This is a genomic window from Kribbella sp. NPDC006257 (genome assembly GCF_040613535.1).
In the GTDB taxonomy this organism is placed as follows: domain Bacteria; phylum Actinomycetota; class Actinomycetes; order Propionibacteriales; family Kribbellaceae; genus Kribbella.
The window spans coordinates 51,688-78,484 of the sequence record NZ_JBEXSJ010000029.1; the positions used below are offsets into that span (position 1 = coordinate 51,688).

The following is a 26,797-nucleotide window of genomic DNA, read 5'->3' on the forward strand; positions in this document are numbered from 1 at the left end:
CGGAGGCTGAGGCGGACATGTTCGTCACGGGGCTGGTGCTCGCCGCCGAAGGTTCGCCGGGGCTCGGCGTTCCCAAACAACTGCTGTCCTACCAGGGCGAAACGCTGCTCGGCGCCTCGCTGGACACCGCGCGCAACTGCGGGTTCGACCAGCTGATCGTGACGCTGGGGGCGGCATCCGAGCAGGTCCGCGAACGGGTCGACCTGGACGGCGCGCGGGTGGTCGAGTCCCCGCACGCCGACACAGGCAGCTCGTCGATCGTGCCGGCGCTCGACGCGCTCGACCGGCGGACGGACGGCCTGGTTGTGATGCTCGGTGATCAGCCGGGCGTGACGTCGGCCGCGGTCTGGTCGCTGGTGGCGGAGGTGGCCACTCCGGTCGGGGTGAGCCGCTACGACAACGGGCGTGGTCATCCGTGCTTCTTCATGCGCGAGATGTTCGGCAAGCTCCGGGCGCTGCGTCGCGACCAGGACATCTGGAAGCTGATCGACGACGGTCCGGCCCCGGTCACCGATGTCGATGCCATCGGCAACGTTCCGCTCCGGGTCGAGACCTGGGACGACTACCAGTCCCTCGTCGCGCAGTACGAGCCTGGTGGCGCACCCGCCGTCCCCGCACCCGCGGTCCACACCAACCGAAGCCGCCTCCACCGCCGCCGACGCCGCCGCGAAGGCACCGGCCACTAAACCGTTCGCGAGCGACTGGGTCAGACCCCTACCCTCCGGTCATGCAGCTTCGCGAAGAACTTCCGGGTGACAGGGAATCCGTGCGGGACATCCACCTACGGGCCTTCGGCGACCATGGCTCAGTCGTGGCCGACCTGGTCGACACTCTGCGGACCACGATCACGCCCACGGACGGTCTCTCGCTGGTCGCCGAGCTCGACGGCCAGCTCGTCGGGCACGTCCTGTTCACCCGCAGCCTCCTCGACGCCCCACGGCGACTGGTTGAGGTGCAGGTGCTCAGCCCGTTGGCCGTCCTACCCGAGCATCACCGACGCGGTATCGGCTCGGCCCTCGTCCGCCAAGGGCTGCAGACCCTCGCTGAGCGAGCCGTCCCGCTCGTCTTCCTGGAGGGCGACCCGGGCTACTACTCCCGCTTGGGCTTCCTGCCCGGTGGCGACCAGGGTTTCCGGAAGCCGTCCCTGCGCATTCCAGACGGCGCCTTCCAGGTCGTCAAGCTCCCGGAGTACGAGCCCTGGATGACCGGGACCCTGGTCTACGCAGAGGCGTTCTGGCGGCACGACGCAGTAGGCCTCCGCGAGCCGAACGAATAGAGTCCGGTCAGGCTGCGCCGGTGATTCTCAGGCCGACGACGCCGGCGATGATGAGCGTGATCGAGGCGACCCGGGCGAGGGTCAAAGGTTCGCCGAACAGGACCACGCCCACTATGACGACGCCGAGCGAGCCGAGCCCGGTCCAGACCGCGTACGCCGTACCGACCGGAAGCCGGTCGAGGGTGCGGGAGAGCAGGACGACCGAGATGACGCCGAAGACCAGGACGCCGGCCGTCGGCCAGAACCGGCTGAACCCCTCGCTCGGTTTGAGGCTGAGCGCGAAGGCGATCTCGAAGACCGCCGCCGCGATCAGCATCAACCAGGCCATCAGGCGGCCAGCGAACCGCGCTGGTGCCGGAGGGTGATCTTCGCGACCCGCTCACCCAGGTAGGCGGCGGTGCGCAGGTCGGTCTCCGGCGGCGCTTTCTCGGCCGAAAGGTCGGCGTCGGACTGGGCGGTCGCGCCGAGCCAGCTGCCGAGCCGGTTCAGGTCCTCGATGCTGGCCGTTGACTCGGCCCAGCCCGGGTAGAGATCCAGACCTACCCAGATCATCCCGTGCTGGGCGGCGAGAACAGCGAAGTCGACCAGGCTGTTCAGCTTGTCGCCGGCCATCGCCTTGGAGTTGGTGAACCCGGCCGCGAACTTGTCCCGCCAGCCGAGGTCGGCCGCCCAGACCCGGACGCTCGCCTCCGCAAACGCCTTGAAGACGGCGCTCGGGCTGCCCATGTAGGTGGGCGCGCCGAAGATGATCGCGTCCGCGGCGGCCAGCCGGTCCCATGTCTCTTCGGTCAACTCGTCCAGCGATACCAGATCAGCGGCGGCCCCCGGTACTGCGGACGCTCCCGCCGCGACGGCCGCGGCCTGCCGCGCGGTGTGGCCCTGTCCGGAGTGGTACGCAACTGCGATCCGAACACTGGAACTGCCCGGCTCGGCGCCGACGACCACTTTCCGGTCGGCCGGCTGGCCCTGGTCGAGGTCGGCAATCGCTGCTTCGGTGCTCATGGTGCTTCCTCCCACGTCGTTAGCGGACTACAGTCCGTCTTATGAACGACAGTAACGGACCGCGGTCCGTTTCACAATCGGGTCTGCCGTTGCTGGACGAACCCCGTCCGGAACGGGCTGATGCCCGCCGCAATCGGCTGAAGGTGCTGGAGGCGGCCGAGCGGCTGTTCGCCGAGCACGGCGTGAAGAACGTGTCGCTCGATGCGATCGCGGCGGCGGCGGGCGTCGGCAAGGGGACGGTGTTCCGGCGCTTCGGTGATCGCGCGGGCCTGGCCGTCGCGTTGCTCGACGAACGCGAGGTGGAACTGCAGGGCAAGATCCTGACCGGGCCACCGCCGCTGGGACCAGGTGCTGCGCCGGTCGCGCGGGTGACCGCGTTCCTGGACGCGTATCTGGACCTGCTCGATCGGCATGTCGAGCTGTTCATGGACAGCGAGAACGCTTCGGACAGCGCGCGGTACCGGATCGGTTCCTACCGGTTGTGGCATCGGCACCTGTCGATCCTGATCGCCGAGGCACGACCCGAGCTCGATGTCGACTACACGGCCCATTTCCTGCTGGCTCCGCTGGCCGCCGACCTGCACAACGCCTTACGGACCGAGGGTTTCGATCTCCACCGGATGAAACTGAGTCTCCGCGGTTTGGTGACGAGATTGCTGGGCCCGGTGTAGCTCAGGCGTGAGGGGCGACGCCCAGAGAAAGGCGTCGCCCCGAGTACGTCGTACTAGGTAGTGCTGCAGGGGTTGTTGTTCAGGGTGAACGTGGTCGGTGCGGTGTTGGCGCCCGGCGAGGTCGCGTTGAAGCCGACCTCGACTACGGCTCCGGGAGCCAGGGTGCCGTTCCACGACAAGGCGGTTGCGCTGACCGAGGTGCCGGTCTGCGTCCAGGTCGCGCTCCAGCCGTTGGAGAGGAGCTGGCCGCTCGGGAAGGTGAAGCCGAGCGTCCAGCCGGCCAGCGCCGTCGTGCCGGTGTTGGTGATGCGGATCGTGCCGGTGAACCCGCCGCTCCAGTCGTTCGTCCGGTACTGGACCGAACAGGAGCCGGTCGACTGGCCCGCGGCCGTCGTGGCGGTCACGGCTGTCGAAGCAGCCGAGACATTGCCGGCCACGTCACGCGCCCGCACGGTGAACGAGTACGTCGTCGATGGTGTCAACCCGGTGGCGGTGTAGGCCGGGGTGGTCGAGGTGCCGACGAGAGTCGTGCCACGGTAGATGTCGTAGCCCGCGATGCCGCTGCCGTCGTCGCTGGACGCCGCCCAGGTGAGCGGGATCGACGTCGACGTCGCGGTACCGGCGGTCAGCGCGGTCGGCGTACTCGGTGGCGTCGTGTCGACCGGACCCGATCCTCCAGTTGCCTCTGACAACGAAATGCCGGTCGTGCTGCCGGCGCCACCGAGCCGGACCTGGTGGTCGAGGCTGACGAACTTGGTGCCTTGGGTCCACAAAGCCGACTTGAGCAACGTGTACTTCGCTTCGTCCCAGGTCACCCAGTCGTCCTTGAGCAGGCCGCCTGTGTCGCCGGAGTTCGGGTTCAGCACCCAGAAGGTGTGATGCAGGTGCTGCTCCTTGATCAGGTCGCGTAGCGCCATCATCCACTTCTGGTTCCGGCCGCCGTCCATGAAGCCGCCCCACTCACCGATCAGCAGTGGGGCGATGCCCTGCTTGTGGATGTAGAGCCAGTTGGGGTCCCACACGTCCCGCTCGAGCGTGGTCCGGTTCCAGTCGCCGGTGAACCAGGGCTGTTCGTAGACGAGTGGACCGTAGTCATGCGGGGAGTAGACCAGCTGATGCTGGTACTGGCCGAGGTTGATCGGCTGCTGGGCGACACCGCGGAGCTGTCCGCCCCACCAGTTGCTGTACCAGTCGTCCTTGTTCTTCGACGTCCAGGAGACGCCGTCCTTGGGGTAGACCTCGGTGCCCTCGACGAAGATCAGCAGCTTCGGGTTGATGGCCAGGATTCGTTGCGCAGCGGTCTCGGCGAAGTGCTTGAAGTTGGTCGGGTCGGTGGAGTTGTCCCACTTCGCGAACAGGGTCTCCGACCACTGACCGTGGGGCTCGTTCTTCAGGTCGGCGCCGATGATCGTGTCGTTGGTCTTGTACCTGTTGGTGACCCACGACCAGGCCTGGTAGACGTTCTCGGTGGTGATGGATCCCTTGTACCACAAGGGATAGACGTGGCCGGCGTTGTCCGCCTCGGCGCTGTGCAGGTCGAGGAAGACCTTCAGTCCGTGCTGCTCGCAGAGCGCGAGGAAGCGGTCGAACACCTGCAGGTTGTTCAGCCCGGCCAGGTCGGGATTCGCGTTGGTGTTGACGTTCGGCATGATCGTCTGGCCGTTCGACCATTCGAGCAGCAGCTGCGCCGAGATCGGGATCCGGACCACATTGAGCCCGCGATCCGCCATCGACTTGGTGATCTGCTGCAGGTTGCCCGACCACAAGCCGTGCAGAACTCGTTCGCTGGTGTTGAAGCCGAACCAGTTGGTGCCGGTCAGCCAGACCTCCTTGCCGGCTTCGTCGACGATCTTGTTGCCCTGGGTATGCAACCAGTCCTGGGCAGGCACAGCCTGAGCCGCGGGCGTTGCCGCCGGTTGGCACATCAGTGTGCCGGCGAGGAGGACTACAGCTGCGGCCATGGACAGTATGCGTGTGCTTGAAGATAGGAACACGAGAACCTCCGACTCAGGACACTGTGCGGGACCGGTCGTGGCTCCTGCCTGAAGGGCAGAGGCTGGAACCACGACCGGCGGTTCCGAGGATGGTCAGCCGATGGTGCAGGGCTGACCGCTGACCGAGAACGCGGTCGGTGCGTTGTTGGTGCCGGAGTGGGCGCCGTTGAAGCCGATGTCGACACTCGCTCCGGGGGCGAGCGTCTCGGTGCCCTGGCCCGGGATGGCGGTGGCTGTCACGACGCTGCCGGCCTGGGACCAGACGGCGCTCCAGCCCTGCTGGACCGTCTGCCCGTTGGCGAAGGCGAAGGTCAACCGCCAGTTGCTCAGCGGACTGGTCGAGGTGTTCGTCAGCTTGATCGACGCCGTGAAACCGGTGTTCCAGGTGTTCGCCGAGTACTTCACCTTGCAGCTGCCCTGCGGCGGATTGGTGGTGCCGGTCGTTGTCGCGGACAAGGCGGCGGAGGCGGCAGACACGTTGCCTGCGGCATCCTTCGCCCGGACGGTGAACGAGTAGGCGGTGTTCGCCGTCAGGCCGGTCGCGGTGAAACTCGCAGTACTGGAGCTTCCGGCGAGCGTCGTACCGCGGTAGACGTCGTAGCCGGTGACTGCGACGTTGTCCGTCGAGGGCGTCCAGGTCAGCGCCACCGACGTGTCGGTGATCGTCCCGGCCCGGAGCGCGGTGGGTACCGAAGGTGAGGTCTGGTCCGCAGGCGGGTTGCCGCCACCGTTGATCACCGGGAATGCATTGCGGACCAGCTCGACGAACTGCGACTCGAACCAGTGGCCCGCAAGCGGCGCGCCGGGGGAGGCGCCGGTGAGCCGGTTGCCGAGCTTGGGCGACACGAAGGTCGGGTCGCACATCCGGTCGAACCGTTTGCCCTCGTCGTTCGGGATGTCGGTGGACGCGCCGTCGGACTCACCAGGCGGCTTGATCCAGACGAACGCGTCGAGGTGCGAGGCCGCCGGGGCGGCCGGTGTCGCCTGCGGACGCTCGCCGATCCCGGCGCCGAGCGGGTTGCACCACGCGCCGCGGTGGTTGCGGCGATCGACCCGCGACTGGTCGACGTAGGTGTTGAGATCGGTACTGGTCGAGGTCGCCGTCGGCCGGGCGGCACCACCCCAACCGTTGCGGGAGGTGTCGACCAGCATGCCGATGCCGGCTGGGAACCCTTGGGCAACGAGCAGGGTGTGCAGATGAGCGGTCCAATCGAGCTCGTCGAAGTCGAAGTTCCATTCGTAGTAGGACGAGGAACGGATCGGCGTACCGTTCAGCGTCAGCGAGGAGTCCGGCAGGTAGGGCTCGTTCAATGGGGTGGTGTTGGCGGTGTTGGTGACGAAGCCGTCGACCGACGCCAGGCCGGCCTGGGTGGACCTGGCCACCTCGGCGAACAGCTGGGCAGCCGGAACGGCGTTGTTGTCCCAGCCGAGCCAGCCGGAGTGGGCCGCGTCGATGTAGTTGTAGACGTTCGGGATCGCGTGCAACTTGTCGAGCGCGTACTTGACCCCGTCGCGGTAGAACGGCGCGGCCTGCTGGCATTCGGGCTGCGAGCTGTTCGTGACCAGGTTCGGCAGCGAGTCCGGCTCGATCGTCGCCGCGATCCGCAGGCCCTGGTACTTCGTGTCGGCGAGGATCGCCGCGATCGGGTCGATGTACTCGGTCTTGTAGCGGGTGAGGCCGGCCGCGGTGGCCGGCAGTTCGCCGTTCGAGGCGAGCGCGTAGCAGTCCCGGCCGGGCAGGTCGTAAATCACCAGGTTCACGACGAGCGGCGTACCGGACTGCTTCTGGAGCAGGGCGTTGTCGAGGTGGGAGCGCAGGCCAGGACCGGCGGAGTTGCCGGCGATGGCGCTGATCCGGTCGATCCAGACCGCGGTCGGCTGGTTCTTGACCACGCGCATCTTCGCGGCGAGCGCCGGATCGGAGACCCGGGTGGCAGCGCCTTCGACGGAGGCGGCCCAGGTGGGATTCACGTACTGCGTGGCGCCGGCGTACGGGTTGTCGGCGTGCGGCTCGGCGGCGCTCGCTGTGGTCGCTGTGGTCGTCATGGTCAGCGGGAGGATGACGGTTGCCGCGGCGGTGGCCGCCAGCAATCGTCGGGGGATCTTGAACACACGTGCCTCCATGGGGCGGTAGGCGTGCTGAGCCCCACCAGGAGGGCCAGCCGGGAGCCGCCTCGGAGAATCCGCGGCGACTTCGGCGAACTTCGCACACAGCAGCACGTCACAGGCAGGGGGTTAAACGTTTAGGACGGCGACTTTCAGCGGGATCGGGGCGCGGTGCTGCCACGGACAGCGAGGCCGCCGATGGGTTCGACCCAGCTGTACTCCGGTTGCCCGTCGAGCACAGCCAGTACTCCGCGGCCGACGGCGGCACCGAGTTCGCCGGCCGGCAACGACAAGGCGGTGATGGATGGAGTGGCGAGCCGGCAGAGGGCCGAGTCGCTGCCCGCGACGATCGACAGATCCCACGGCACCTGCAGACCGAGCCGCCGCGCGACGTCGAGGGCAGCCACCGCCATCTGGTCGGAGTCGAGTACGACGGCCGACGGTGGCGCCGAGGTCGTCAGCAACCGCCGGGTCGTCGCGGCCGCCTCCTCGGGGGTCGCAGTGGTGGCCACATGGATCAGCTTGCCGCCGACCGCGTCGAACACCCGGGTGAGGACCTCCAGTCGCAGGCGGGTGCGGTGCAGGGCGGCCGGACCGGTCACGACGGCGACCTCCCGATGACCGAGTTCCACCAGGTACGTCCCGATCCGCGAAGAGGCATCCTCCTCGTCGGACCAGACCGACGCCAGCCCTTGGGAGCCGGTCCGCGGACCCAGTACGACGGCCGGCGTGCGCATCCGTCGCAACGCGTCGATCCGGGGATCCCGCGTGAGGGCGTCGGGCACGATCATCACGTCGAAGCGGTGCTCGGCCCACCACTTGCGGTACGTCGCCACCGCGGCCTCGGGGGAGTCCACGATCTGCAGCAGGACAGCCAACTCGCGCTCGGCCACCACGTCCTGCACGGCGGAGACGAAGTCCAGGAAGAACGTCGCGGGAGCCATCACGCCGGCTTCCCGGGTGAGCACCAGACCGACCGCGCGCGGTCCGCTCCGCAGCGAGCTCGCCGCGGCGTTCGGTCGCCAGCCGAACTCGTCGGCGATCCGCAGCACCCGCTCCCGGGTGGCGGCCGAAACGCCGGCCCGCCCGTTGAGTGCATAGGAGACGACCGCGATCGACACCCCGGCGGCCCGGGCGACGTCGCTGATCGTCGGGCGGCGGGGGTGCGATCCGGAACTGTCGGGGGCGGATGGGACCACAATTGCCTAGTGTGTGGCCCGATGCGCCTGCGCGCACCGGTTCGGCTGCGACGAACGTGAGGGATGCGCATGGCTGGGATGCGGAATCGGCTGACGATCGGAGTGCTCTCGCCGGTCGTCGGTGGCTTCTACTTCGGTGCGTTGATCGCCGGCATATCGCGAGCGGCTCGCCTGCAGGGGCACCGCGTCATCGCCGTACAGACCTATCCGGCCGGGCTCGATCGCGAGCTGTATCTGGACGAGCCGCTGGCCGAGGTTCCGGTCGCACTCGACGCCGTCGACGGTCTCATCGTGATCGCCAAAGCGGTCCAGCACGACCGGCTCCCCGCGGTCCAGAAGTGGGGCCGGCCGGTGGTGATGATCAGCGAGGACCAGACCGCCCTCCCCGCGCCGGTGGTGGTGCCGGACAACGCCGGCGGGATCGAGGCGGCGCTGCGGCATCTGCTCGAGCACGGGCACTCCAGGATCGGCTTCATCGGCTGCCCGGTGCAGCGCGACATCCGGGAGCGGTACGACACCTACCGGACCGCGCTCGCCGGGCACGGGATCAGGCCTGCTCCGGAGTGGTTCTTCGAGACCCTCGACAACCACGAGCTGGGCGGTTCGCAGGCAGCCGCCAGGTTCCTCGGCGACGGCCGTCCCACGACGGCGACGATCGCGGCGACCGACCGGAACGCGGTCGGCTTCATCCGGGCGCTGCGGGCCGCCGGGCTGACCTTGCCGCAGGACCATGCCGTCATCGGGTTCGACCGGACCGAGACCGGAGCCCGGCTGGTGCCGCGACTCTCGACGGTCGATCCGCACCCGGACCGGGTCGGTGGTCTGGCGGTGAGGTTGCTGCTCGCCCGCCTTCGTGGCGAAGACGTCGCCGCCGAGGCGTACCGAACGCCGTCGACGTTGGTGATCCGCGAATCCTGCGGCTGTGGCGAGTCGACGGCACAGCTGGTCGACGGCATCGATGATCCGCTGTTCGACCTCTACGGGTCGACGCCGGCCCGGTCGCGGCTGCATCGGCTCTCCGACACCGGCTTCGGTGGCCGGCCGCCCGCGATCGGGAGTCTCGAAGCCGGCGACGACGGGGCCCGGGAGAGTTGGTTGCGCGCTGTCGTCGTACCGATGACCGCTGCCGCCGAGCACGGTTCGGTTCCGGCCGCGGTGCTGCTCGGCCGGCTCGCCGAGCTGACGTCCGCCCGGCGGCCGTATCCGGAGGCACTCGAGCAGTTCGTCGCCGCTGTCCGGGACCTGGAGACCGAGCTGGCGAACACCCTGCCGCCCGGCTCGGACCGGTTGGCGACGCTGCGCCGGGTGACGACCGATGTCCTGGTCGCACTGACCAAAGGTTGTACCCGGCCGATGCTCGCGCGCAGCGGATACCTGGAACGAGCGATCGCCGACCAGTACGAGGTCGACCTGGACCTCTTGCGGGGAACTGGTCCGGGCGCGCGCACCCTCAGCTGGCTTCCCTCCGCCGGGCGCGGCACTGCCTGCCTCGGGCTGTGGGCCGGCCACGAATTCACGCCCGGCGATCGCGAGATCGAGATCGCCGGCGTCAACGATTCCTCCGGGATGTTGTCCCGGCTGGTCGGTACCCGGCTGCCGGCCAGCCAGTTCCCGCCCGCGACCCAGTCCCGGGCGGGCAGCAGCGATCTCACCTTGGTGGTCCCGGTGACGTTCGGCGCGAGCGACTGGGGACTGCTGGCGATCGACGGGACGGTCGACACGAGGATGACCAGCGGGCGGGACAAGTACAACCACTGGGCGGCTCTGCTGGCGGTCGCGTTGGACCAGGAGCGGCTGATGTCGTCCCTGCGCGATCAGCGGCTGGCGCTGGAGGAGGCCACGGCGCGGGAGCGCGCGCTTGCCGACGCCGTCCGGGCGAGCGAAGAGCGGTACGCCCTCGCCTCGATGGCGACCCAGGACGGCACCTGGGACTGGGACGTCTCGGCCGGCACCGTCTACTACTCGCCGAGGTGGAAGCAGTTGCTGGGCTATGAGGCGGACGAGATCGGCTCGTCTCCCACCGAATGGCTCGACCGGGTGCATCCGGACGACCGGAGCGAGTTGTCCACGGCGATCGCTGCCCAGTTGGGTGGCGCCCGCAGTCCACTGGAGCTCGAACACCGGGTGCGGACCTCGACCGGCGCCTACCGGTGGATGATGTGCCGCGCTGTCACGGTGCTGGACGATGCCGGCTGCCCTGCTCGGCTGGTCGGAGCCCTGGTCGACATGACCGAACGGAAGGAACAGGAACTCGCCCTGCGCCGCAACGCCTTGCGCGACCCGGAGACCGGGCTCGTCAACCGGATGCTCTTCCTCGACCGGCTCGGCGCGGCCATCAAGCGGACCCGGCGGTCGGGAGACTACGACTGCGCCGTCCTCCTGATCCGGGTTGCCGCGGCAGCCGGGGAAGATCCTTCCGCCGCGCGGGCGGAGGCACGGCGGCTGCTGCAGGCGCTGGCCGACGAGGATTCCGCGGCGCGACTGCGGCAGGACGAATTCGCAGTACTGCTGGATGACGTCGGACAAGGCACGGCACGGGTCGACGAACTGGTCGCCTCGGCGCGGTCGGGATGGGCCGCCATCGGGGTGCTGCGGAGCATCAGGCCCTTCCAGGACGCCGACGAGGCGTTGCGGGCTGCAGACATCGCCGTACTGCGTGCGCAGACGCACCAGTTGACCGAAGGGGTGCCCCACGCACGTCGCGGGGCACCACCGGTTCAGCGCAGCGACCAGGCTTGATTGGCCTGCGTGGTGGAGCCGTTGCACTCGTAGATCTGGATCGCGGTGCCGTTGCCGGTGTTCTGGCCTGCCGCGTCCAGGCACTTGCCCGATTGAGGATTGGTGATCGTGCCGCTGGTGTTGACCTGCCAGTTCTGTGCGCCGCCGCCGTTGCAGGTCCACAGGCGGACCGGGGTGCCGTTGGCCGTCGAACCGCCGGCGACATCGAGGCACTTGCCCGACTGAGGGTTGACGAACGTGCTTCCGTTCCGTGCCCAGCGTTGGGCACCACCGCCGTTGCAGTCCCACAGTTGGACCCGGCTGCCGTCGGCTGTGGCGCCGCCGGCCACGTCGAGGCACCGTCCGCTGCCGACGCCGACGATCTCCTTCGCGCTGCTCCCACCTCCGCCGCTCCCGGCGGTGACGTCTGCCGAGAAGCTCGACACGGCCAGGCCGGTTCCGCCGTTCCAGGGCTCGAATCCGGCCTGGATGCTGGTCAGGTACCAGGAACTGGTGACCTGGGTCCGGGCGTCGACATCGCGGACGAAGTCCATCACGTTGAACGAGAGACTCGAGATGGATGACGGCGCGACGTACGAGACCACGTCGTTGCCGCCGTTCCAGCCTTGCCATACCTGCCAGGTCCGGCCCGCGACGGACGTGCTGCCGACCTGACTGCCGACCGGCTGGATCGAGCCTTGGCGGTTGAACCAGATCATGATCTCCATCTGATTGACACCCGTCGTCTTCGGCGTCGGGTCGAGCCAGATGTCGTAGGCGGCGTCGTACGTGCCGCCCGTGTAGTTGTAGCTGATCGAAGAGTTCGCGCTGCCGATCTGGCTGACCTGTCGCGGCAGGTTGGTTCCCGGTGAGCAGTTGGAGTAGTGGCAGCCGACATAGATCGACGGGTACGACAGCGGAGCACCGTTGGTTGGCGCGGAACCTTGCTGCGAGGTGATCTGGAAACCGGAGCCGGTGACGTTGATGCACTGCTCGGCGCTGCTTCCCCACCGGTTGTTCTGTACGACGTACTTGCCGCCGATCGTGGTAGAACCGAACTGCTCGCAGATCCGGGTATCCGCCTGCGCAGGGGCGGCTCCCAGCACCGGAACAGCCACTAGCACTGCGGCAGCGAGCAACAGTGAACGTATTTGCCTCATGGCGACCTCTTTCGCTGGCGGTTTGAGTCCAGTCGCCGGCTGCGGATTCCACCAGGAGACCCTCCTGCGGCGACTCCGCCGAACCTCACATGTCATGTCCTGCACTCGGCATGGGGTGAAACGTTTAGGCGACCGCGCGTTACCGCATCGTGACTACCTGCAGAGCCAGCCTCAGCTCGGGGAGATCGTTGAGGCTGGAGGTCGTCCGGGCCGAGGTCTCGATGAAGCCGTAGCGGCGGTAGAAGGCGCGGGCTCGGGCGTTCGCTTCGAGCACCCAGAGCCAGACCTCGCGGCAACCTTTGTCTTTCAGGTCTGCGATCGCTGCGTCGGTCAGGAGTTTGGCTGCGCCTTTGCCCCAGTGATCGGGGTGGACGAACAGCGCGTAGAGCTCTCCGGTGTCGGCCGGCCCTTCTCTTGCAGGTCCGATGCCTGCATAGCCGACGATCCGGTTGCCCTCCGCCGCGACGTACAGGCGGGAACGCCCGGCGGCGATGCTGTCCTTCCACCCGGCAGCGATCTTCGCCGGGTCCATCGCGTCAAGAAACTCCTGCGGCACCAGCCCGGTGAAAGCCTCTCGCCAACTCGCGATCCGAGCCACCGCCGCGCCGAACATGTCGCCCTGCGCCGCTGGCCGAACTGTCAACGCAGCTGACTGATCGGTCATCCTCACCCTCCCGGTCCTCGACCACCAGTCTGCGGCCGGGTTTCTCGACGACTCCACCGCCGGCGTCCAGCCGGGCAACTCCTGGGCTGGGTCAGCCGGACTTCTTGTCCGTGTGGGCGGCTTGGGCTTCGGCCAGGCGTTTGCGGGCGCCGTCGAGCCATTGCTGGCAGGTGGCGGCGAGTTCTTCGCCGCGTTCCCACAACGCCAGGGACTCCTCGAGAGTGGTGCCGCCGGCTTCGAGTTTGCGGACCACCTCGACGAGCTCCTCGCGGGCCTGCTCGTAGGAAATCTCGGGTCGATCGGCGGTCACTTGCTCTCCTTGGGACTCGATTGCACTTCCACGTCGAACCGGCCGTCGCTGACGCGCGCGTTCAGGACATCACCGGCCGACACCTGCCCGACTTCCCGTACGGCGGTCCCGTCGGCCAGCTGGAGCACGGAGTACCCACGCTCGAGCGTCGCCTTGGGGGACAGGGCTCGCACGCTCGCCAGCCGGTGCGCCAGGTCGTCACCGGCTCGGTCGAGCCGGTGGGTCAGGGTTCGCCGGCTGCGGTCGACCAGCGCGGCCACCTCGTCCGACCGGCGCTGCAGATCGGTCGTCGGGGCAGCCAGCGACGGCCGGCTCCGGATCGCGGCCAGGGCGTGGGCCTCGCGATCGAGCCAGCCGGTGATCGCGCGGAGACCCCGCTCGCGGAGCAACCGGACGCCGTCGAGCTCCTCGCGGACGTCGGGGACGATCCGCTTCGCCGCGTCGGTCGGGGTCGAGGCGCGCAGATCGGCGACCAGGTCGAGCAGCGGCGAGTCCGGCTCGTGACCGATGGCGCTGACGATCGGCGTACGGGCCTGTGAGACGGCCCGGATCAGGCCTTCGTCGGAGAACGGCAGGAGGTCCTCGAGTGAGCCGCCGCCGCGGGCGATCACGATCACCTCGACCGATTCGTCGGCGTCCAGGCGGCGTAGCGCGGTCATCACCTCGCCGGCCGCGGCCGGGCCCTGGACCGATGCGTACTCGACGCGGAAGGTGACGGCGGGCCAGCGGCGCTTGGCGTTCTCCAGGACGTCGCGCTCGGCGGCCGAGTCGCGACCGCAGACCAGGCCGATCGTGTGCGGGAGGAACGGCAACGGCTTCTTGCGGTGTGCCGCGAAGAGTCCCTCGGCGGCGAGTAGTTGCTTCAGGCGCTCGATCCGGGCGAGCAGCTCGCCGATGCCGACATGCCGGATCTCGCTCACCGCCAGGGCGAGCGTGCCGCGCCGGGCGAAGAAGTTGGGCTTGGCGTTGACCAGGACGCGCGAGCCGTCGGTGACCGGTGGGTCGACCGCCTCGAACACTCGCCGGTTGCAGGTGAACCGCAGCGAGATGTCGGCGTCGGTGTCGCGCAGGGTGCCGAACACGGTCGTCGTGCCGCGGCCGATCGAGACGTCCGTCAGCTGTCCTTCGACCCAGACGGCGCCGAGTTGGTTGATCCAGCTGGCAATGCCGTTCGCGATCGTGCGAACGGCTGCCGGCGCATCAGGGGAAGTCTCCAAAGCCACGCCGCGACTCTACGGTGCCGCGCCGACAATCACAGAACCCCTGTGGACAACGCGCCGAAGCGCCGCGAACGCCGGTACCTTCTCTGATGTGCAGACCCGACCGCTGCTGCTGCTCGACATCGACGGGCCGCTGAATCCCTACCGGGCGAAGGAGATCCCGCCCGGCTACGAACTCCACGAGATCCAGGAAGGAGACAAGAAATGGACGCTGCTGCTGAATCAGCAACACGGAATCGAGCTCAACGCGCTGGCCGAAACCTTCGACCTGGTCTGGGCCACCAGCTGGGAACACGGGGCCAACCGCCTGATCGCGCCCCGCCTCGGCCTGCCTGACACCCTGCCCGTCATTACCTGGCCGGCTGATGCCCGGACGGGAGCTCTGCGACTGCGGCGGTCCTGGAAGACGTCGTCTGTGGCCGACTGGGTCGGTGGGCGTCCGTTTGCCTGGGTCGACGACGAGGTGAATCGCCGGGACCGCGCCTACCTGCGGTCTCGGGACGGTCTTGGGCCACACCTGCTCCAGAGGGTGGAAGCCGATCGCGGCCTGACAGAGAAAGACTTCGAAACTATTCGGGAGTGGGCTCGATGAAAACCCTTTGCATGGCAGGTTGTTGGGACGCATTCTTGTGGCAGTGGAACACCTCCTAGGGGAGCCGCCCGGACAGGGCGGGCGGCTCCTTTCTTGCTGGAGGCAACCACTTGTGCACCAGTGGGGTCTGCCTGGTGTGTTCGGGGTGGATCAGCCGATCGGTTGGTTGACGGATCGGCTGGGTGGTTGATGTGCGGGGCGGGGATGCTCGGCGAAGGTTGAGGTATTCGGCGAGGGAAGGACTCGGGTGGATACCTCAGCGGTGGTTGACGGGCAGCCGACACGGGCTGCGTTTCGGGTGGTTCGAGGGTTGATCGGCGTCTATGTGGCGCTCAGTGCGGTGACGTTGGCGGCGGTAGTGGTGCTGCGGAACCATCACTCGATGGTCACGACGCCGGTCTGGGTGCGGACCAGCATCGTGGTGGCCAGTGCGTTGCTGATGGCGAGTTTTGCGGCCCGGGCGGCGCGAGGGTCTCAGCGTGCGTTCCTGCGGTTGCGGCTGGTGTCGGGGATCATGGTGGTGGCGATCGTGGTGATCATCGCGATCCCTGGGAGTTTCCCGGTCTGGCTGAAGATCGAGCAGGGTCTCTGCGGGCTGGTGCTGATCGGCGTCGTAGCTGTTGTCAATGGCAAGCATCTGCGTTCGGTGTTCGCCGCCAGGTAACGTCGAGTCGAGGAGGTGGGCGGATGACCTCAGTACCGCGGGTCGATACCGCTACGCCTCTTGGTGAGCGGCGACGAGGCTGGTCGCCAGTCGTGACCGTGCTGCCGTATGGATTGCTGGCGGTGCTGGCTGGATTCACCATGTTCGTGGTGTCGGGTTCAGAGCTGCTGGTTGATCTCGCGCTCGCGGGCCTGGCGACGCTGTGGATGTTCGGGTTGTTCACGCTGCGGCCGGCCGCGAGGGAGCGGACGGCGGCAATGGTTCCGTACGCCGTGGGGTTGCTGGCCATCTGGGCTGTGCTGGTGGTGCGGGCGCCCTGGTTCGGGTGTTTCGCGCCGGCGGCGTTCTTCATCGTGTTCCGGGTGCTCAAGTGGCCGTGGCTGATTCCCGGGGTTGCCGGGGCAGCGGCGATCGCAGGGACTGCTCAAGCGGCTTCGGTGGACAAGAGCACGACGTACGGACTGCTTGGGTACTTCGCGGTGCTTGCGGCCAACATCCTGCCGATGTGTGGGTACGCCTGGTATGCCTGGCGTGGCGCGCGGCAGAACGATGTACGCGATCGAGCTTTGGCCGAGGTGAGTGAGGCCAACAGGAGGCTGGAGGCGACGCTGGCCGAGAACGCGGTGCTGCATCAGCGTCTGCTCGACCAGGCCCGCGAGGCCGGCGTACGGGATGAGCGGCAGCGGATGGCGCGCGAGATCCACGACACGCTTGCGCAAGGGTTGACCGGGATCATCACGCAGTTGCAGGCGGCGGAGGCTGCCGATCGGGTGAGTTGGCAGAAGCATGTGGACGCGGCGACGCAGTTGGCGCGCGACAGTCTTCAGGAGGCGCGGCGATCCGTGCATGCACTGCGGCCGGAGCCGTTGGATGTGGCCGGGCTTGAGGCGGAGCGGTTGAGCGAAGCCGTTGCCGATGTCGCCCGACGATGGGCGGCGTTGCAGGGGATTGCGGCAAAGGTGACGACGACCGGTACTCCGCGGCCGTTGCCGGCTGACGCGGAGGTCGCGCTGCTGCGTACAGCGCAGGAGGGGCTCGCCAACATCGCCAAGCACGCCAAGGCGAGTCGTGTCGGCGTGACGCTGTCCTATCTGGAGCACGAGGTCGCGCTGGATGTTCGCGACGACGGTCAGGGCCTTGGGCAACCATCGGGTGGAGAGGGCGGGTTCGGACTGGTGGCGATGCGCGAACGGATCGAGGCACTCGCCGGAGACCTCCAAATCGAATCCGAACCAGGCGCCGGCACGGCAATCTCCGCCCGCATCCCCCTCATCTCCCGCCCTCAACTGCCTGGCCGGCGAGAGGCGAACCGGCAGCCCGGGGCCGACCCCGGGGCGAGCGCGGACCGGGAAGCCGCGCCGGTCGGCGAAGCCGCGGCCCGGAGCGAGGTGGGAGCGGTGCCGGTGGGGGAAGCCGCCGCCCGGAGCGAGGTGGGAGCGGTGCCGGTGGGCGAAGCCGCCGTTCGGGGCGAGGCGGGAGGCGAAGCGTGAGCGGGCCGATCACGGTGGTGGTTGTTGACGATCATCCTGTGGTGAGGGATGGGTTGAGTGGGATGTTTGCGCGGGATCCTGGGTTCGAGGTGCTGGGAGAGGCCGGCGATGGGGCCGAGGCGGTGGAGCTGGCGATCAGGTTGCAGCCGGATGTGATTCTGATGGATCTGCGGATGCCGGGGATGGACGGGTTGGCGGCGATCACCGAGTTGGCCGCGCGCGGCGCCACGGCGAGGATTCTGGTGCTGACGACGTACGACACCGACAGCTACGTAGTACCGGCGATCGAGGCCGGTGCGACCGGGTATTTGCTGAAAGACGCTCCGCGCGCCGAGCTGCTGCGCGCAGTACGGGCCGCCGCGCAGGGGCAGTCGGTGCTCTCGCCGTCGGTGGCGACGCGGCTGATGACCCGGATGCGAGGCCCCGAGACAGGTCCGCTCAGTCAGCGGGAGCTCGAAGTGCTGGAGCTGGTGGCCGCCGGGAACACCAATCGGGAGATCGCCGCCAAGCTGTTCATCAGCGAGGCCACGGTCAAGAGCCATCTGCTCAATATCTACCCGAAACTCGCTGTCAGTGACCGGGCGGCTGCGGTGGCGGAGGCCTTCAACCGGCGGCTGCTCACCCCCAGGAGCGAGCCGTGAGACGTGCCCCGGCCGGTCGTGAGATGGACCACGGCCGCCGGGTGGTTCACTGACGGCCCGTACGATAGGGGTCGTGACTGCCCAGCCTGAGACCACTGCAAACCCGACCCCGCGTCCTGACCAGGGCGGCGGGGCAGGGGCAGCATTGGCACAGCCCAAGCGGGTGCTTCTGGCGGCGCCGCGGGGATATTGCGCGGGCGTGGACCGGGCCGTGGTGGCGGTCGAGAAGGCGCTGGATCTGTACGGTCCGCCGGTGTACGTGCGCAAGGAGATCGTGCACAACAAGCACGTCGTCCAGACCCTGCAGGCGCGCGGCGCGATCTTCGTGGACGAGACCGACGAGGTTCCCGAGGGCGAGACGGTGATCTTCTCCGCCCACGGCGTATCCCCGGTCGTCCACCAGGAGGCGGCGGCGCGGCAGCTGAAGACGATCGACGCCACCTGCCCGCTGGTCACCAAGGTGCACCACGAGGCGCGGCGGTTCGCCGCCGTCGACTTCGACATCCTGCTGATCGGCCACGAGGGTCACGAGGAAGTCATCGGCACCAGCGGTGAGGCCCCGGAGCACACCCACCTGGTCGACGGTCCCGACGACGTGCCGAACATCGAGGTCCGCGACCCGGAGAAGGTCGTCTGGCTGTCCCAGACCACGCTCTCGGTGGACGAGACGATGGAGACCGTACGCCGGTTGCGCGAGCGGTTCCCAAAGCTGCAGGACCCGCCGAGCGACGACATCTGCTACGCCACCCAGAACCGGCAGACCGCGGTGAAGAAGATGGCGCCGGACGTGGACCTGATGATCGTGGTCGGCTCGCGGAACTCGTCGAACTCGGTCCGGCTGGTCGAGGTCGCCGTCGAGCACGGCGCCAAGGCGGGCTACCTGGTCGACTTCGCGGCCGAGATCGACGAGGCCTGGCTGGCCGGGGTCGACTCGGTCGGCGTCACCAGCGGTGCGAGCGTGCCGGAGATTCTGGTCCGCGACGTGCTCAGCTGGCTGGCCGAGCGTGGGTACGCCGAGGTCCAGGAAGTGACCACCGCGGAGGAGAGCCTCGTCTTCTCCCTCCCCCGCGAACTCCGCGCCGACCTAAAAGCAGCCGGCATGGCAACGACAGGCACGTCGGACCACGCCTAGTAGTCGTGAGGTTGGTCGATCCTCACCTGCTTGGTCTTCCTGATGGTCTGCAGACCGTTCGGGCCGCAGTAGCTGATCCTGTACTCGAAGGTGAAGGTGCCCGGCTTCGTGTAGTGGTGCGTCTGAGGCACTGAGCGGGATACGTCGCCCTGCGCTCGTTTGGTGGCGCCATCGCAGGTAATCCCGGAGCCGTTCTTGCCCTGAGGCGGGTCGTAGCTCCCGTCGCCCCAGTCCCAGCCGTAGTTGACGGCGAGGTCGGTGAACTGTGTATCGGCCGGTAGCGGCTTGCCGCCGAAGAGCGGTACCAGCATCGAGCCCCATTCCCGGAACTGCACCGTCATGACTTGGTTCTTGAGAGTCGTCTCCAGCGTCAGGTTCAGCTTGACCGGTCCCGGCTCCGAGGTGTTCGGGGACGACGGTTCGCCCGCCGGCGGGTGATCGGAGTTCTCGACCGGCGGGAGAGTGTTGACCGAGCCGCCGATGGTCGGTTTCGGGGTGGTGGTCGGGGGTGCGGTGATCACCGTGATGGGCCCGGGGGTGTTGGTGAGCGGGGCCGGAGCCGAGTTGAGTTTGGTCAGGTTGCCCGCCGCGATGACGGCTGCGACCACGATGGCGGTGGCGAGGACGCCGGCGGTCGCCGTACGGCGGCGTTTGACGGTGCGGACGCGATCGAGGACGCCTTCACTCGGTACGCCGGAAGGCGGCGGGGCGTCGGCCACGAGCTGCTCGAACTTCCGCTTGAGTTCGTCGGTCATGTCTCAGGCCTCCTTTCGGGTCGAGGCGATCGGCAGGTCGCTGATCAGGTGGTGTTCGCGCAGCCTGGCAAGGCCGCGGGAGATGTGGCTCTTGACGGTGCCGGTGGAGCAGCCCATGATCTGCGCGACCTCCGCATCGGGGAGGTCCTCGAAGTACCGCAGTACGAGGGCCGCCCGGGTCCGTTTGGGCAGCTCGGCCAGCGCCCGGAGCAGTTGGTCGCGGTCGTCGATGACGCCGTACTGCGAGGGCGCCGCCGACGGCTCAGGCAGCACCTCCGTCGGCGCTTCACCTTTCCACTTGCGCCGCCACCACTGGATGTTCGTGTTCACCATCACCGTGCGGGTGTAGCTCTCCAGCGCGGCCGCACTGCGCAATGTCTTGCGCTTGAACCACACCTTCGCCAGCGAGGTCTGCACCAGGTCCTCGGCCTGATGCCATTCGCCGGTGAGCAGGTACCCGAACCGCTGCAGAGCGGTGAACCGCCCGTCCACGAACTGCGCGAACTCCGCATCGAGCCCTGGATCCATCGTCTTCCCGGCCCCAGTCGTCATTCTCGGTCAGCTACTCCGATGACCGGGGCGGGGCGAAAGGTTGAGCCACTACTGCGACAAACTTTTGCCCAGGTAGCCGCGCGCGATCATGGTGACCCATTGGTAAACCGCATCCTCGGCCGGGGCGAGCGGGCCGGGCCGGAAATGTGGTGACTCGGCGCCGCGCTGGACCGACTCGCAGGCGGCCCAGTCCTCGCGGTTCGTCACGTCCCAGAACTCGACCGCGTACGACGGGTCGCTCACCTCGGCCGGGAAGTACCACGAGCACTCGATCGCGGTGAGCCCCGGCGTACGGGGTTCCAGCCGGTGTGTCATGACGTAGTCGGGGTGCAGGGAGATCAGCAGGTTCGGGAACAGACCGACGTAGTTCACCGTGCGTGGGTTGACCTCTGGCAGCGGGATGCCTCGCGACCGCCCGTCGAGCGACATCGTCTCGACCCCTGGGCGGAGGTCCATCAGGCCGCCGACCCAGGCGCCCGGGAGGTTCCAGTTGTCGCCGGAGTTCGGCGGCGAGACCTTGCAGAGCTCCGGGTGAATCAGCGGGCAGTGGTAGCACTCGTGGTAGTTCTCCACGATCGTCTTCCAGTTGGAGGCGACCTCGTAGCTGTGTCGGGCCTTCAAGGTCAGCTCGGCAGGCCGGTACGGCGCGACCAGGTCGGTGATCCCGCCGAGGTGTTCCGCGAACTGCGGCGCCGTACCGAGTGCGTTCACGAAGTACCAGCCCTGCCAGACCTCGCTCGGGAGTTCGACCAGGTTGTACGGCGCGGGGTCGAAGGTCTCGCCCATCCGGGGTGCTGACTTCACCGCGCCGTCCAGCTCGTATGACCAGCCGTGGTACGGGCAGACCACCGCTTTGCGGTCGGAGGACTCACCCTGCTGCAGGAGTTCGTGGCCGCGATGGCGGCAGGTGTTCGCGAATGCGCGAGGGCGGTCTCCGAACGTGAGCAGCACGTTGACGTCGCCGACGACGGTCGCGCGATACGCCGTACCGGCTGTCAGTTCGTCGACTCGGCCCAGGCAGGTCCAGTGGGCTGCGAAGAAGTTCCGTCGTTCCCAGGCGAGCACGGCCGGGTCGGTGTAGGCGGCTTGGGGGAGCATGACTGATTCGCCGTGCGGGCGGAGGGTTGCTGCCAGCGCGACGGGATCGACCGGTGCATTCGCCATTCGCCCACTATCGGCTGTGTCTTACATAGAAGTCGAGCACGTCCTCCCACCCGCCCCAGGGGGTGTGCACCACCTCGACCACAGTGCCGCCCCGGGCGCCGGTCGCGGCGCCGGTCGTGGTGTTGCTGCCAGGCTGGGGATCGGCTTCGGGTTCGGTGTTGGCTTCGGCTGGGCGGAAGGTGACGGTGACTCGGCCGGCTCGTTTCGGGTCGGTGCCCGGGTGCCAGGTGAAGCTGACCGACAGCGGCGGATCCCAGTCGGACACGGTGCCCCAGTAACCAAGGGGTCCCTGTACGCCGTACTCGACGATCCGCCCGCCGACAGCGCCTTCGAACCGTACGTCGGTTGCCGCGCTTCCGCCGATCGAGTGTGTCGCGAGCGGCCACCAGGTCGCCATCCCGGCGGTGAACAGGTCGAACGCCTGCTCCGGTGGCAACGGGACGACCACTTTCTGCATGGGTTACATCTTGCGTTGTTTTATGGCTCTTTGCGGCCTTTTGCGGCATGGAGAACCCCGGATCCCGCGCGGGCAGCGGCGGGGACCCGGGGTTGGTTGAAGGGTTAGTTGAAGGTGTCGAGGGTGATCAGCGCCTGCTGCGGATTGCCGTCGTGGACGAGCGCCTCGAAGTTGCCGACGTCGTCGAAGGCGAAGCCGTACGCCTTGCCGTCGACCATCTGCGCGTGGATCTTGCGCGAGTAGTGGTTGGTGACGTTGTCGAGGTAGAAGTTCGCCGGGTTGTTGTCCGGCTGGTTCGAGTTCGTCAGCAGGGTGGACCGGTTGTAGCCGGCGCAGAGGGTGCGGGAGATCGGGCCGCGGACCAGATCGTTCGGGGCGTCGAGCAGACCCGCGCAGCCGAAGATGCTGGCCGCGTTGGGCTTCTGGAATGAGGTGACGATCTGACCGGAGCTGTTGGTGAAGTTCATGACGTTGCCCGAGACGCGGCCGAAGTACTTGGTGTTCGGCTGGTCGCCGAACGGGGTGACGGTGAGCGTCTGCGAGCTGTACTTCGACCAGACGCGGTTGACGTAGTCGTCCATCACGTTCGCCGGCAGTGCGCCGGTCTCGACGCCGTAGGTGGGGGCGAGCGCGCGGAGTACGGAACCGTTGGGCGCGGTCTGGATCAGGTTCGCCCAGCCGCCGGGCTGGCCGCGCAGGGCGTTGAAGAAGTTGTTGTAGCCGCCGGGCTTGAGTTTGCCCGTGGTCAGGGTGCCGCCGCTGCCTTGGACGACGCCGACGGAGTACGGCACCGAGAACATGTCGACCTGGGTGCTGTTGATCCACAGGCCGGAGTCGTTCAGTGTGTACTCGGTCCAGCTGAACAGGATGTTGCGGTTCGGGTCGCTCGGGTTCTGGACCGCGGGCTGCACCAGGCCGCCGGTGGTCAGCTTGAAGACCAGCTTCTGGCCGTAGGAGAAGTAGACCCGGCCGGAGAACTTCGGCATCCGGATGGTGATCGACCCGCCGTTGCCGGGGCCGGCGATCGAGGCGTCGGGGGCGGGGGTCGGTGGGTTGCCGCCAGCCGGCCAGGCGTGGAAGTTGCCGGCTGCGTCGGCCCAGCCCTGCTGGCCGGTCTGCAGGTTGGTGCCGAGGTTGTAGATGTAGACGGCGTCACCACGGCCGGAGCTGTTGGTGATCTTGAGCGGAATGGTCGCTGGTACGGCGGACGCCGGTCCGGCGGCGGTGGCGATGAGTCCGGCGGCGACAGCGGCCGCGGCGGCGAGGATCGCCGTCAGCTTGCGGTTGATCTGCACAACTCCTCCTCAGGTTTGTCCCATGCGAGAGAAGGCGGAGCACCGGCAAGCTCGCCGAACTTCTGCGCTACCAGGCCGCAGCAGCTCCACGGGCGGTCCTGACGGACTGGAAAGCACCCGGTGCCCACTGCTCAGCCGGTGAGGGACGGTGGATCACCGGTGAGTGAGAGCGCTCTCATACTTGGCCGACCCCGCATCCTTGTCAATGCCAAACCCCTGGCGGATACCCGACGCCTGACATACCAACCTCCCGACACCGCCACGCCGAATCCGGCGACGGATGTGGGTGAGGACTGTGAGCGAAGAGGCTGGGGTGAGTGTGTCCTGGCGGTGAGCGGGTGGCTCGCGGGGTCAGCCGGTTGGCTGAAGGCGGTTGGGAGCAGCCGGAGCGCATGATCGGCTCGCTGAAGGGGTGACGAGATGACTGCTGGGCGCTCTGGGTGAAGGTCGGCTGGGCGACGAGGCTGGGGTGAGTGTGCTCTGGAGGTGGGGTCAGCCGGTTTGGTCGAGGCCGGGGAGGGGGGTGGTGTCGGGGTGGGGGCGTGTGGGGTTGGCGCGGTGGGGATGGTCTGGGGGCGCGTCGTGGGGTGGGGCTGGGGTTGGGGGGTGGGGGAGCGTGGGGGTTGGGCGGGGGGTCCGGTCGATTGGGGGGCCTTGGATCCACCGGCGGGTTTGGTCTTCTGTTTCGGCTTCTTCCAGGGCTAGGAGTTCGGGGGCGGTGAGGGGGCGGACGGAGGCCTCGATGGCTTCCATTGCTTCTAGTTCTGCTTCGGTGACGTGGAGGTCGCGGAGTTTGCGGGCAGTGGTGAAGACTCGGCTCTCGAAGGAGCCGACGGTGCGGTTGTAGGCGTCTACGGCAGAGGTGAGGGAGCGGCCGACTCGGCCGAGGTGGTCGCCCATGGTGCTGAGTCGCTCATAGAGCTCTCGGCCGAGCTCGAAGACCTGCTGGGCGGACTCGGTCAGCGCCGACTGGTTCCAGGCGTAGGCGGCCGCTCGGAGGGTCGCGATGAGCGTCGTCGGCGTCGCCAGGATCACCCGGCGCTCGGCGGCGTACTCGAGCAAGGACGGCTCGACGTCCAACGCGGCGGACAGGAACGACTCGCCAGGCACGAAGAGGATGACGAACTCGGGTGTCGACGCCAGCCTCGACCAGTACGCCTTGGCGGACAACTGGTCGACGTGGGTCCGCAGGTGCCGCGCGTGGGCGCGCAACCGTTCCTCCCGGAAGTCGGCGTCCTCGCTCTCGGCGGCCTCCAGGAAGGCGGCCAGCGGAACCTTGGAGTCGACCACCAGATTCTTGCCCTCGGCAAGTCGGACGACCATGTCCGGCCGGAGCAGCCCGTCGTCGGTCACCGTCGACGTCTGCTCGGTGAAGTCGCAGTGCGCGACCATGCCGGCCAGTTCCACCGTCCGCTTCAGGTGCAGCTCGCCCCACCGGCCGCGCACCTGAGGTTTTCGCAGAGCTGTCGACAAGGATGCGGTCTCGCGCCGCAGCGCCTCACCACTCATCCGCACTTCGTTCACCTGCTGATGGAGTTGGCTCTGCCAGGCCGCCCGGCCCTTCTCCAACTGGTTCAGCTGGGCGTGCAGGCGATCCAGGGACTCCTTGACGACCGCCTGGCCGGACATCTGCTGGCCGACCGAATGGCGCTCCTGGGTCAGCTCCACGACCCGATCCTCGGCCGCATTGCGCTCAGCGGTGATCCGGGCCAACTCGGCTCCGTCGCGACCGCGGGACCAGAGCACCCCGAACACCGCGCCGAGCAACAGCCCGACCGCGAGGAACAGGAGCACCAACAGCAACGTCGTACCAGCCATGTCACAGACAGTGGCAGACGCCGCCGACAGTTTTGTGGAGCAACTGTCGGCGGCGCCTGATTTAGTGGGTTTCGAGCAACAATCCAGGGATCAGCGAAGGGTCAGCAGTCCATCGCGGGGAAGGAGTAGCCCTGGGCCTTCAGCGACTGCAGTGCCTTGTCGAGCGCGGCAACGGTCTGGCCGCGGTCGCCGCCGCCGTCGTGCATCAAGATGATGTTGCGCCGGTGGGCGTTGTGCATGATGTTGTTGTAGATCGCGTTGACGCCCGGCCGCGCCCAGTCGCGCGGGTCGACGTCCCAGAGCACCTGCACCATGCCGGCGGCCTTGATGTCGGCCCGGACCTTGGGGTTGGACGCGCCGTACGGCGGGCGGAAGCACTTCGACTGCGGACCGTCGAAGATCTCGTGGTGCCGCCTCGCGGCGCTGATCGCAGTCAGCTGCGGGTGCGAGATCGAGTGACTGCCGATGGTGTTGCCTGCGGCAAGTACTTGCTCGCGCAGACCGGGGTGTGCGGCCTGCATGTTGCCGAGTTCGAAGAAGGTCGCGTGGGCGCCGTACTTCTGCAGGACTGCAAGGATCTTCGGCGTCCAGTACGGATCCGGGCCGTCGTCGAAGCTGAAGAAGACGACCTTCTTGTTACCAGCCGCGGCGGCCGCGGTCGGATCAGCGGCGGGACTGCCGGAGTGGTTGTCCGGTGTGTTGCTCGGTGTCTCGGAGGGCTGATCCGTCGGGTCGTTCGTCGGCGTCGTGGTGGGCGTCTCACTCGGCGTGACGCTGCTTGCCGACGTCGGCTTCGGCGGGTTCTCATGGACCAGCGCCATCGCGATCAGTGAACCGACGACCAGGGCGGCCGCTGCGCCGGTCGCGAAGATGGCAGCAAGCTTTCTGGACATGACGATGCTCCTCGTGGATCAGGCGGATGTTCCCCAGTTGGCTCCCCCTCAGGAGCTGTCATAAGAGGAGACGCGCCATGTCCTGATCTGGTTGGCATCCGCATGTTGCGGGGAGATCTCAGTGGGTCAGGTCAAGCGAAAAAGCCTTCTCTCCAAGGACAAACAGGCGACGGCGGGCGCTGCAGGTTAGGGCGTCAGGCGATGGGTGGTCACCGCAGTACGGCGGCTGGGGTGACGGCGGCTGCCGTAGTGCGGCGATCAGGTGAACGCGGGCGGAGTGGTCGGGCGGCAGACACCGCAGTACCGGGAACTACGAGTCGGTGGGCGCCGTGGTACGGGGAACTGCGAGTCGGTGTACGGGTGACCACGGGGTGTGACGGCACTCACGGCCTTCTTGGATCTTTGCTCTCCGTCCGGTCACACTTCGCGGTTTCACTTGCGGCCGGGAGGTGCTGCTCGGTACATCTTCTGGTCAGGGAGGGCGGATGGATCCGAAGGTGGTTTTCGAGACCGACCGGCTGATCGTGCGGGACTGGGCCGAGGACGACGGCGACCGGGTGTTCGACATCTACCGGCGCTGGGAGGTGTCGCGCTGGCTGGGCGCCGATCCGCGCGTGATGACGGACCGCGGTGCGGCCGACCGCACGATCAAGCGCTGGAACGAGCGCAATCAGGACGCCGTGTTCGGGATCTGGGCGGTCGAGGAGAAGGCCTCCGGGACGGTCGCGGGGACTGTATTGCTGGTGCCGCTGCCCGAACCCGCCGGTGCGCCGAGTCGCGGAGAGGTCGAGGTCGGCTGGCACTTCCATCCCGACGCGTGGGGGCGAGGGCTTGCCACCGAGTCGGCGCGCGGGGCGATCTCGCGGGGATTCCGGTCGGGGGTGAGCGAGATCTACGCCGTCGTACGGCCTGACAACGCGGCGTCGCTGGCCGTGTGCAGACGGTTGCAGATGCGCTCACTCGGGCTCACCTCGCGCTGGTACGGAGCCGAGCTGGAGTCTTTCGTGATCTGACGCCGGTACGA

The 26,797-nt window shown here is 67.9% G+C and carries 26 protein-coding genes; 10 read left to right on the top strand and 16 right to left on the bottom strand.

The annotated features are described in order from the left end of the window. The first annotated feature begins 17 nt into the window (after positions 1-17). Together ABZ004_RS29235 and ABZ004_RS29240 are read left to right on the top strand one after the other, a co-directional pair. A complete protein-coding gene (locus tag ABZ004_RS29235) occupies positions 18-686 on the top strand; it encodes a nucleotidyltransferase family protein (protein WP_355684284.1) in 669 nt (222 codons plus the stop codon). A 41-nt stretch (positions 687-727) separates the two neighbouring features. After that, complete coding sequence (locus ABZ004_RS29240) at positions 728-1,276, top strand: N-acetyltransferase (protein WP_355684285.1); 549 nt, start codon at positions 728-730, stop codon at positions 1,274-1,276. Positions 1,277-1,283: 7 nt separating this feature from the next. Here ABZ004_RS29240 and ABZ004_RS29245 read toward each other — a convergent pair whose 3' ends face one another. Both ABZ004_RS29245 and ABZ004_RS29250 read right to left on the bottom strand, forming a co-directional pair. Beyond that, a complete protein-coding gene (locus ABZ004_RS29245) occupies positions 1,284-1,604 on the bottom strand; it encodes a multidrug efflux SMR transporter (RefSeq protein WP_355684286.1) in 321 nt (106 codons plus the stop codon). Next, a complete protein-coding gene (locus ABZ004_RS29250; RefSeq protein WP_355684287.1) occupies positions 1,604-2,278 on the bottom strand; it encodes a flavodoxin family protein in 675 nt (224 codons plus the stop codon). The genes ABZ004_RS29245 and ABZ004_RS29250 overlap by 1 nt, the downstream gene beginning before the upstream one ends. Before the next feature lie 41 nt (positions 2,279-2,319). Here ABZ004_RS29250 and ABZ004_RS29255 point away from each other — a divergent pair, with 41 nt between their 5' ends. Continuing rightward, positions 2,320-2,949 carry a helix-turn-helix domain-containing protein gene (locus ABZ004_RS29255; RefSeq protein WP_355684288.1) on the top strand — a complete coding sequence of 210 codons (630 nt, stop codon included), beginning with the start codon at positions 2,320-2,322 and terminating at the stop codon, positions 2,947-2,949. Between the two features lie 53 nt (positions 2,950-3,002). On the opposite strand, the gene ABZ004_RS29260 is transcribed toward ABZ004_RS29255, so the two are convergent. The 3 genes from ABZ004_RS29260 to ABZ004_RS29270 form a co-directional block, all read right to left on the bottom strand. Then, positions 3,003-4,910 (bottom strand): cellulase family glycosylhydrolase, encoded by a 1,908-nt coding sequence (locus tag ABZ004_RS29260; protein ID WP_355684289.1) that lies wholly within the window; start codon positions 4,908-4,910, stop codon positions 3,003-3,005. A gap of 126 nt (positions 4,911-5,036) precedes the next feature. Then, entirely contained in the window at positions 5,037-7,055 is a 2,019-nt protein-coding gene (locus ABZ004_RS29265; protein WP_355684290.1) for a glycoside hydrolase family 6 protein, read from the bottom strand. A 146-nt stretch (positions 7,056-7,201) separates the two neighbouring features. Continuing rightward, the gene (locus tag ABZ004_RS29270; RefSeq protein WP_355684291.1) at positions 7,202-8,248 is read right to left on the bottom strand and encodes a LacI family DNA-binding transcriptional regulator; all 1,047 of its coding nucleotides are present in this window, start codon (positions 8,246-8,248) and stop codon (positions 7,202-7,204) included. 69 nt (positions 8,249-8,317) lie between these two features. Between ABZ004_RS29270 and ABZ004_RS29275 the strand changes: the two genes are divergently transcribed. Next, positions 8,318-10,987 carry a substrate-binding domain-containing protein gene (locus ABZ004_RS29275; RefSeq protein WP_355684292.1) on the top strand — a complete coding sequence of 890 codons (2,670 nt, stop codon included), beginning with the start codon at positions 8,318-8,320 and terminating at the stop codon, positions 10,985-10,987. Here the strand turns inward: ABZ004_RS29275 and ABZ004_RS29280 are convergent. The 4 genes from ABZ004_RS29280 to xseA form a co-directional block, all read right to left on the bottom strand. Beyond that, positions 10,966-12,126 carry an RICIN domain-containing protein gene (locus ABZ004_RS29280; RefSeq protein ID WP_355684293.1) on the bottom strand — a complete coding sequence of 387 codons (1,161 nt, stop codon included), beginning with the start codon at positions 12,124-12,126 and terminating at the stop codon, positions 10,966-10,968. The genes ABZ004_RS29275 and ABZ004_RS29280 overlap by 22 nt on opposite strands. A gap of 139 nt (positions 12,127-12,265) precedes the next feature. Then, a complete protein-coding gene (locus ABZ004_RS29285) occupies positions 12,266-12,790 on the bottom strand; it encodes a GNAT family N-acetyltransferase (protein ID WP_355684294.1) in 525 nt (174 codons plus the stop codon). A gap of 91 nt (positions 12,791-12,881) precedes the next feature. Beyond that, positions 12,882-13,100 carry an exodeoxyribonuclease VII small subunit gene (locus ABZ004_RS29290; protein WP_355684295.1) on the bottom strand — a complete coding sequence of 73 codons (219 nt, stop codon included), beginning with the start codon at positions 13,098-13,100 and terminating at the stop codon, positions 12,882-12,884. Further along, positions 13,097-14,323 (bottom strand): exodeoxyribonuclease VII large subunit, encoded by a 1,227-nt coding sequence (xseA, locus tag ABZ004_RS29295; RefSeq protein ID WP_355684296.1) that lies wholly within the window; start codon positions 14,321-14,323, stop codon positions 13,097-13,099. Before xseA ends, ABZ004_RS29290 begins: the two co-directional genes overlap by 4 nt. Before the next feature lie 88 nt (positions 14,324-14,411). Between xseA and ABZ004_RS29300 the strand changes: the two genes are divergently transcribed. The 5 genes from ABZ004_RS29300 to ABZ004_RS29320 all read left to right on the top strand — a co-directional run bounded on the left by ABZ004_RS29300 (position 14,412) and on the right by ABZ004_RS29320 (position 18,839). Next, a complete protein-coding gene (locus ABZ004_RS29300) occupies positions 14,412-14,912 on the top strand; it encodes an HAD domain-containing protein (protein ID WP_355684297.1) in 501 nt (166 codons plus the stop codon). 247 nt (positions 14,913-15,159) lie between these two features. Then, the gene (locus ABZ004_RS29305; protein ID WP_355684298.1) at positions 15,160-15,576 is read left to right on the top strand and encodes a hypothetical protein; all 417 of its coding nucleotides are present in this window, start codon (positions 15,160-15,162) and stop codon (positions 15,574-15,576) included. A gap of 23 nt (positions 15,577-15,599) precedes the next feature. Beyond that, on the top strand, positions 15,600-17,066 hold the full coding sequence (locus ABZ004_RS29310; protein WP_355684299.1) for a sensor histidine kinase: 1,467 nt from the start codon (positions 15,600-15,602) through the stop codon (positions 17,064-17,066). Continuing rightward, on the top strand, positions 17,063-17,707 hold the full coding sequence (locus tag ABZ004_RS29315) for a response regulator transcription factor (RefSeq protein WP_355684300.1): 645 nt from the start codon (positions 17,063-17,065) through the stop codon (positions 17,705-17,707). Before ABZ004_RS29310 ends, ABZ004_RS29315 begins: the two co-directional genes overlap by 4 nt. A 145-nt stretch (positions 17,708-17,852) precedes the next feature. Further along, positions 17,853-18,839 carry a 4-hydroxy-3-methylbut-2-enyl diphosphate reductase gene (locus ABZ004_RS29320; protein WP_355684344.1) on the top strand — a complete coding sequence of 329 codons (987 nt, stop codon included), beginning with the start codon at positions 17,853-17,855 and terminating at the stop codon, positions 18,837-18,839. On the opposite strand, the gene ABZ004_RS29325 is transcribed toward ABZ004_RS29320, so the two are convergent. The 7 genes from ABZ004_RS29325 to ABZ004_RS29355 all read right to left on the bottom strand — a co-directional run bounded on the left by ABZ004_RS29325 (position 18,836) and on the right by ABZ004_RS29355 (position 25,773). After that, a complete protein-coding gene (locus ABZ004_RS29325; RefSeq protein ID WP_355684301.1) occupies positions 18,836-19,594 on the bottom strand; it encodes a hypothetical protein in 759 nt (252 codons plus the stop codon). The two genes, ABZ004_RS29320 and ABZ004_RS29325, sit on opposite strands and share 4 nt — an antisense overlap. A 3-nt stretch (positions 19,595-19,597) precedes the next feature. Continuing rightward, entirely contained in the window at positions 19,598-20,146 is a 549-nt protein-coding gene (locus ABZ004_RS29330) for a SigE family RNA polymerase sigma factor (RefSeq protein ID WP_355684302.1), read from the bottom strand. 48 nt (positions 20,147-20,194) lie between these two features. Then, positions 20,195-21,310, bottom strand: coding sequence for an aromatic ring-hydroxylating dioxygenase subunit alpha (locus ABZ004_RS29335; protein ID WP_355684303.1), 1,116 nt, complete (start codon positions 21,308-21,310; stop codon positions 20,195-20,197). A 7-nt stretch (positions 21,311-21,317) separates the two neighbouring features. Further along, complete coding sequence (locus ABZ004_RS29340) at positions 21,318-21,767, bottom strand: SRPBCC domain-containing protein (RefSeq protein WP_355684304.1); 450 nt, start codon at positions 21,765-21,767, stop codon at positions 21,318-21,320. 104 nt (positions 21,768-21,871) lie between these two features. Further along, on the bottom strand, positions 21,872-23,062 hold the full coding sequence (locus tag ABZ004_RS29345) for a glycoside hydrolase family 64 protein (protein WP_355684305.1): 1,191 nt from the start codon (positions 23,060-23,062) through the stop codon (positions 21,872-21,874). Between the two features lie 492 nt (positions 23,063-23,554). Further along, positions 23,555-24,880, bottom strand: a complete 1,326-nt coding sequence (locus ABZ004_RS29350; protein WP_355684306.1) for a DNA recombination protein RmuC — start codon at positions 24,878-24,880, stop codon at positions 23,555-23,557. A 101-nt stretch (positions 24,881-24,981) separates the two neighbouring features. Then, a complete protein-coding gene (locus ABZ004_RS29355; protein ID WP_355684307.1) occupies positions 24,982-25,773 on the bottom strand; it encodes a polysaccharide deacetylase family protein in 792 nt (263 codons plus the stop codon). Positions 25,774-26,258: 485 nt separating this feature from the next. On the opposite strand from ABZ004_RS29355, the gene ABZ004_RS29360 reads away from it, so the two are divergent. Next, entirely contained in the window at positions 26,259-26,786 is a 528-nt protein-coding gene (locus ABZ004_RS29360; RefSeq protein ID WP_355684308.1) for a GNAT family N-acetyltransferase, read from the top strand. Positions 26,787-26,797: the final 11 nt, after the last annotated feature.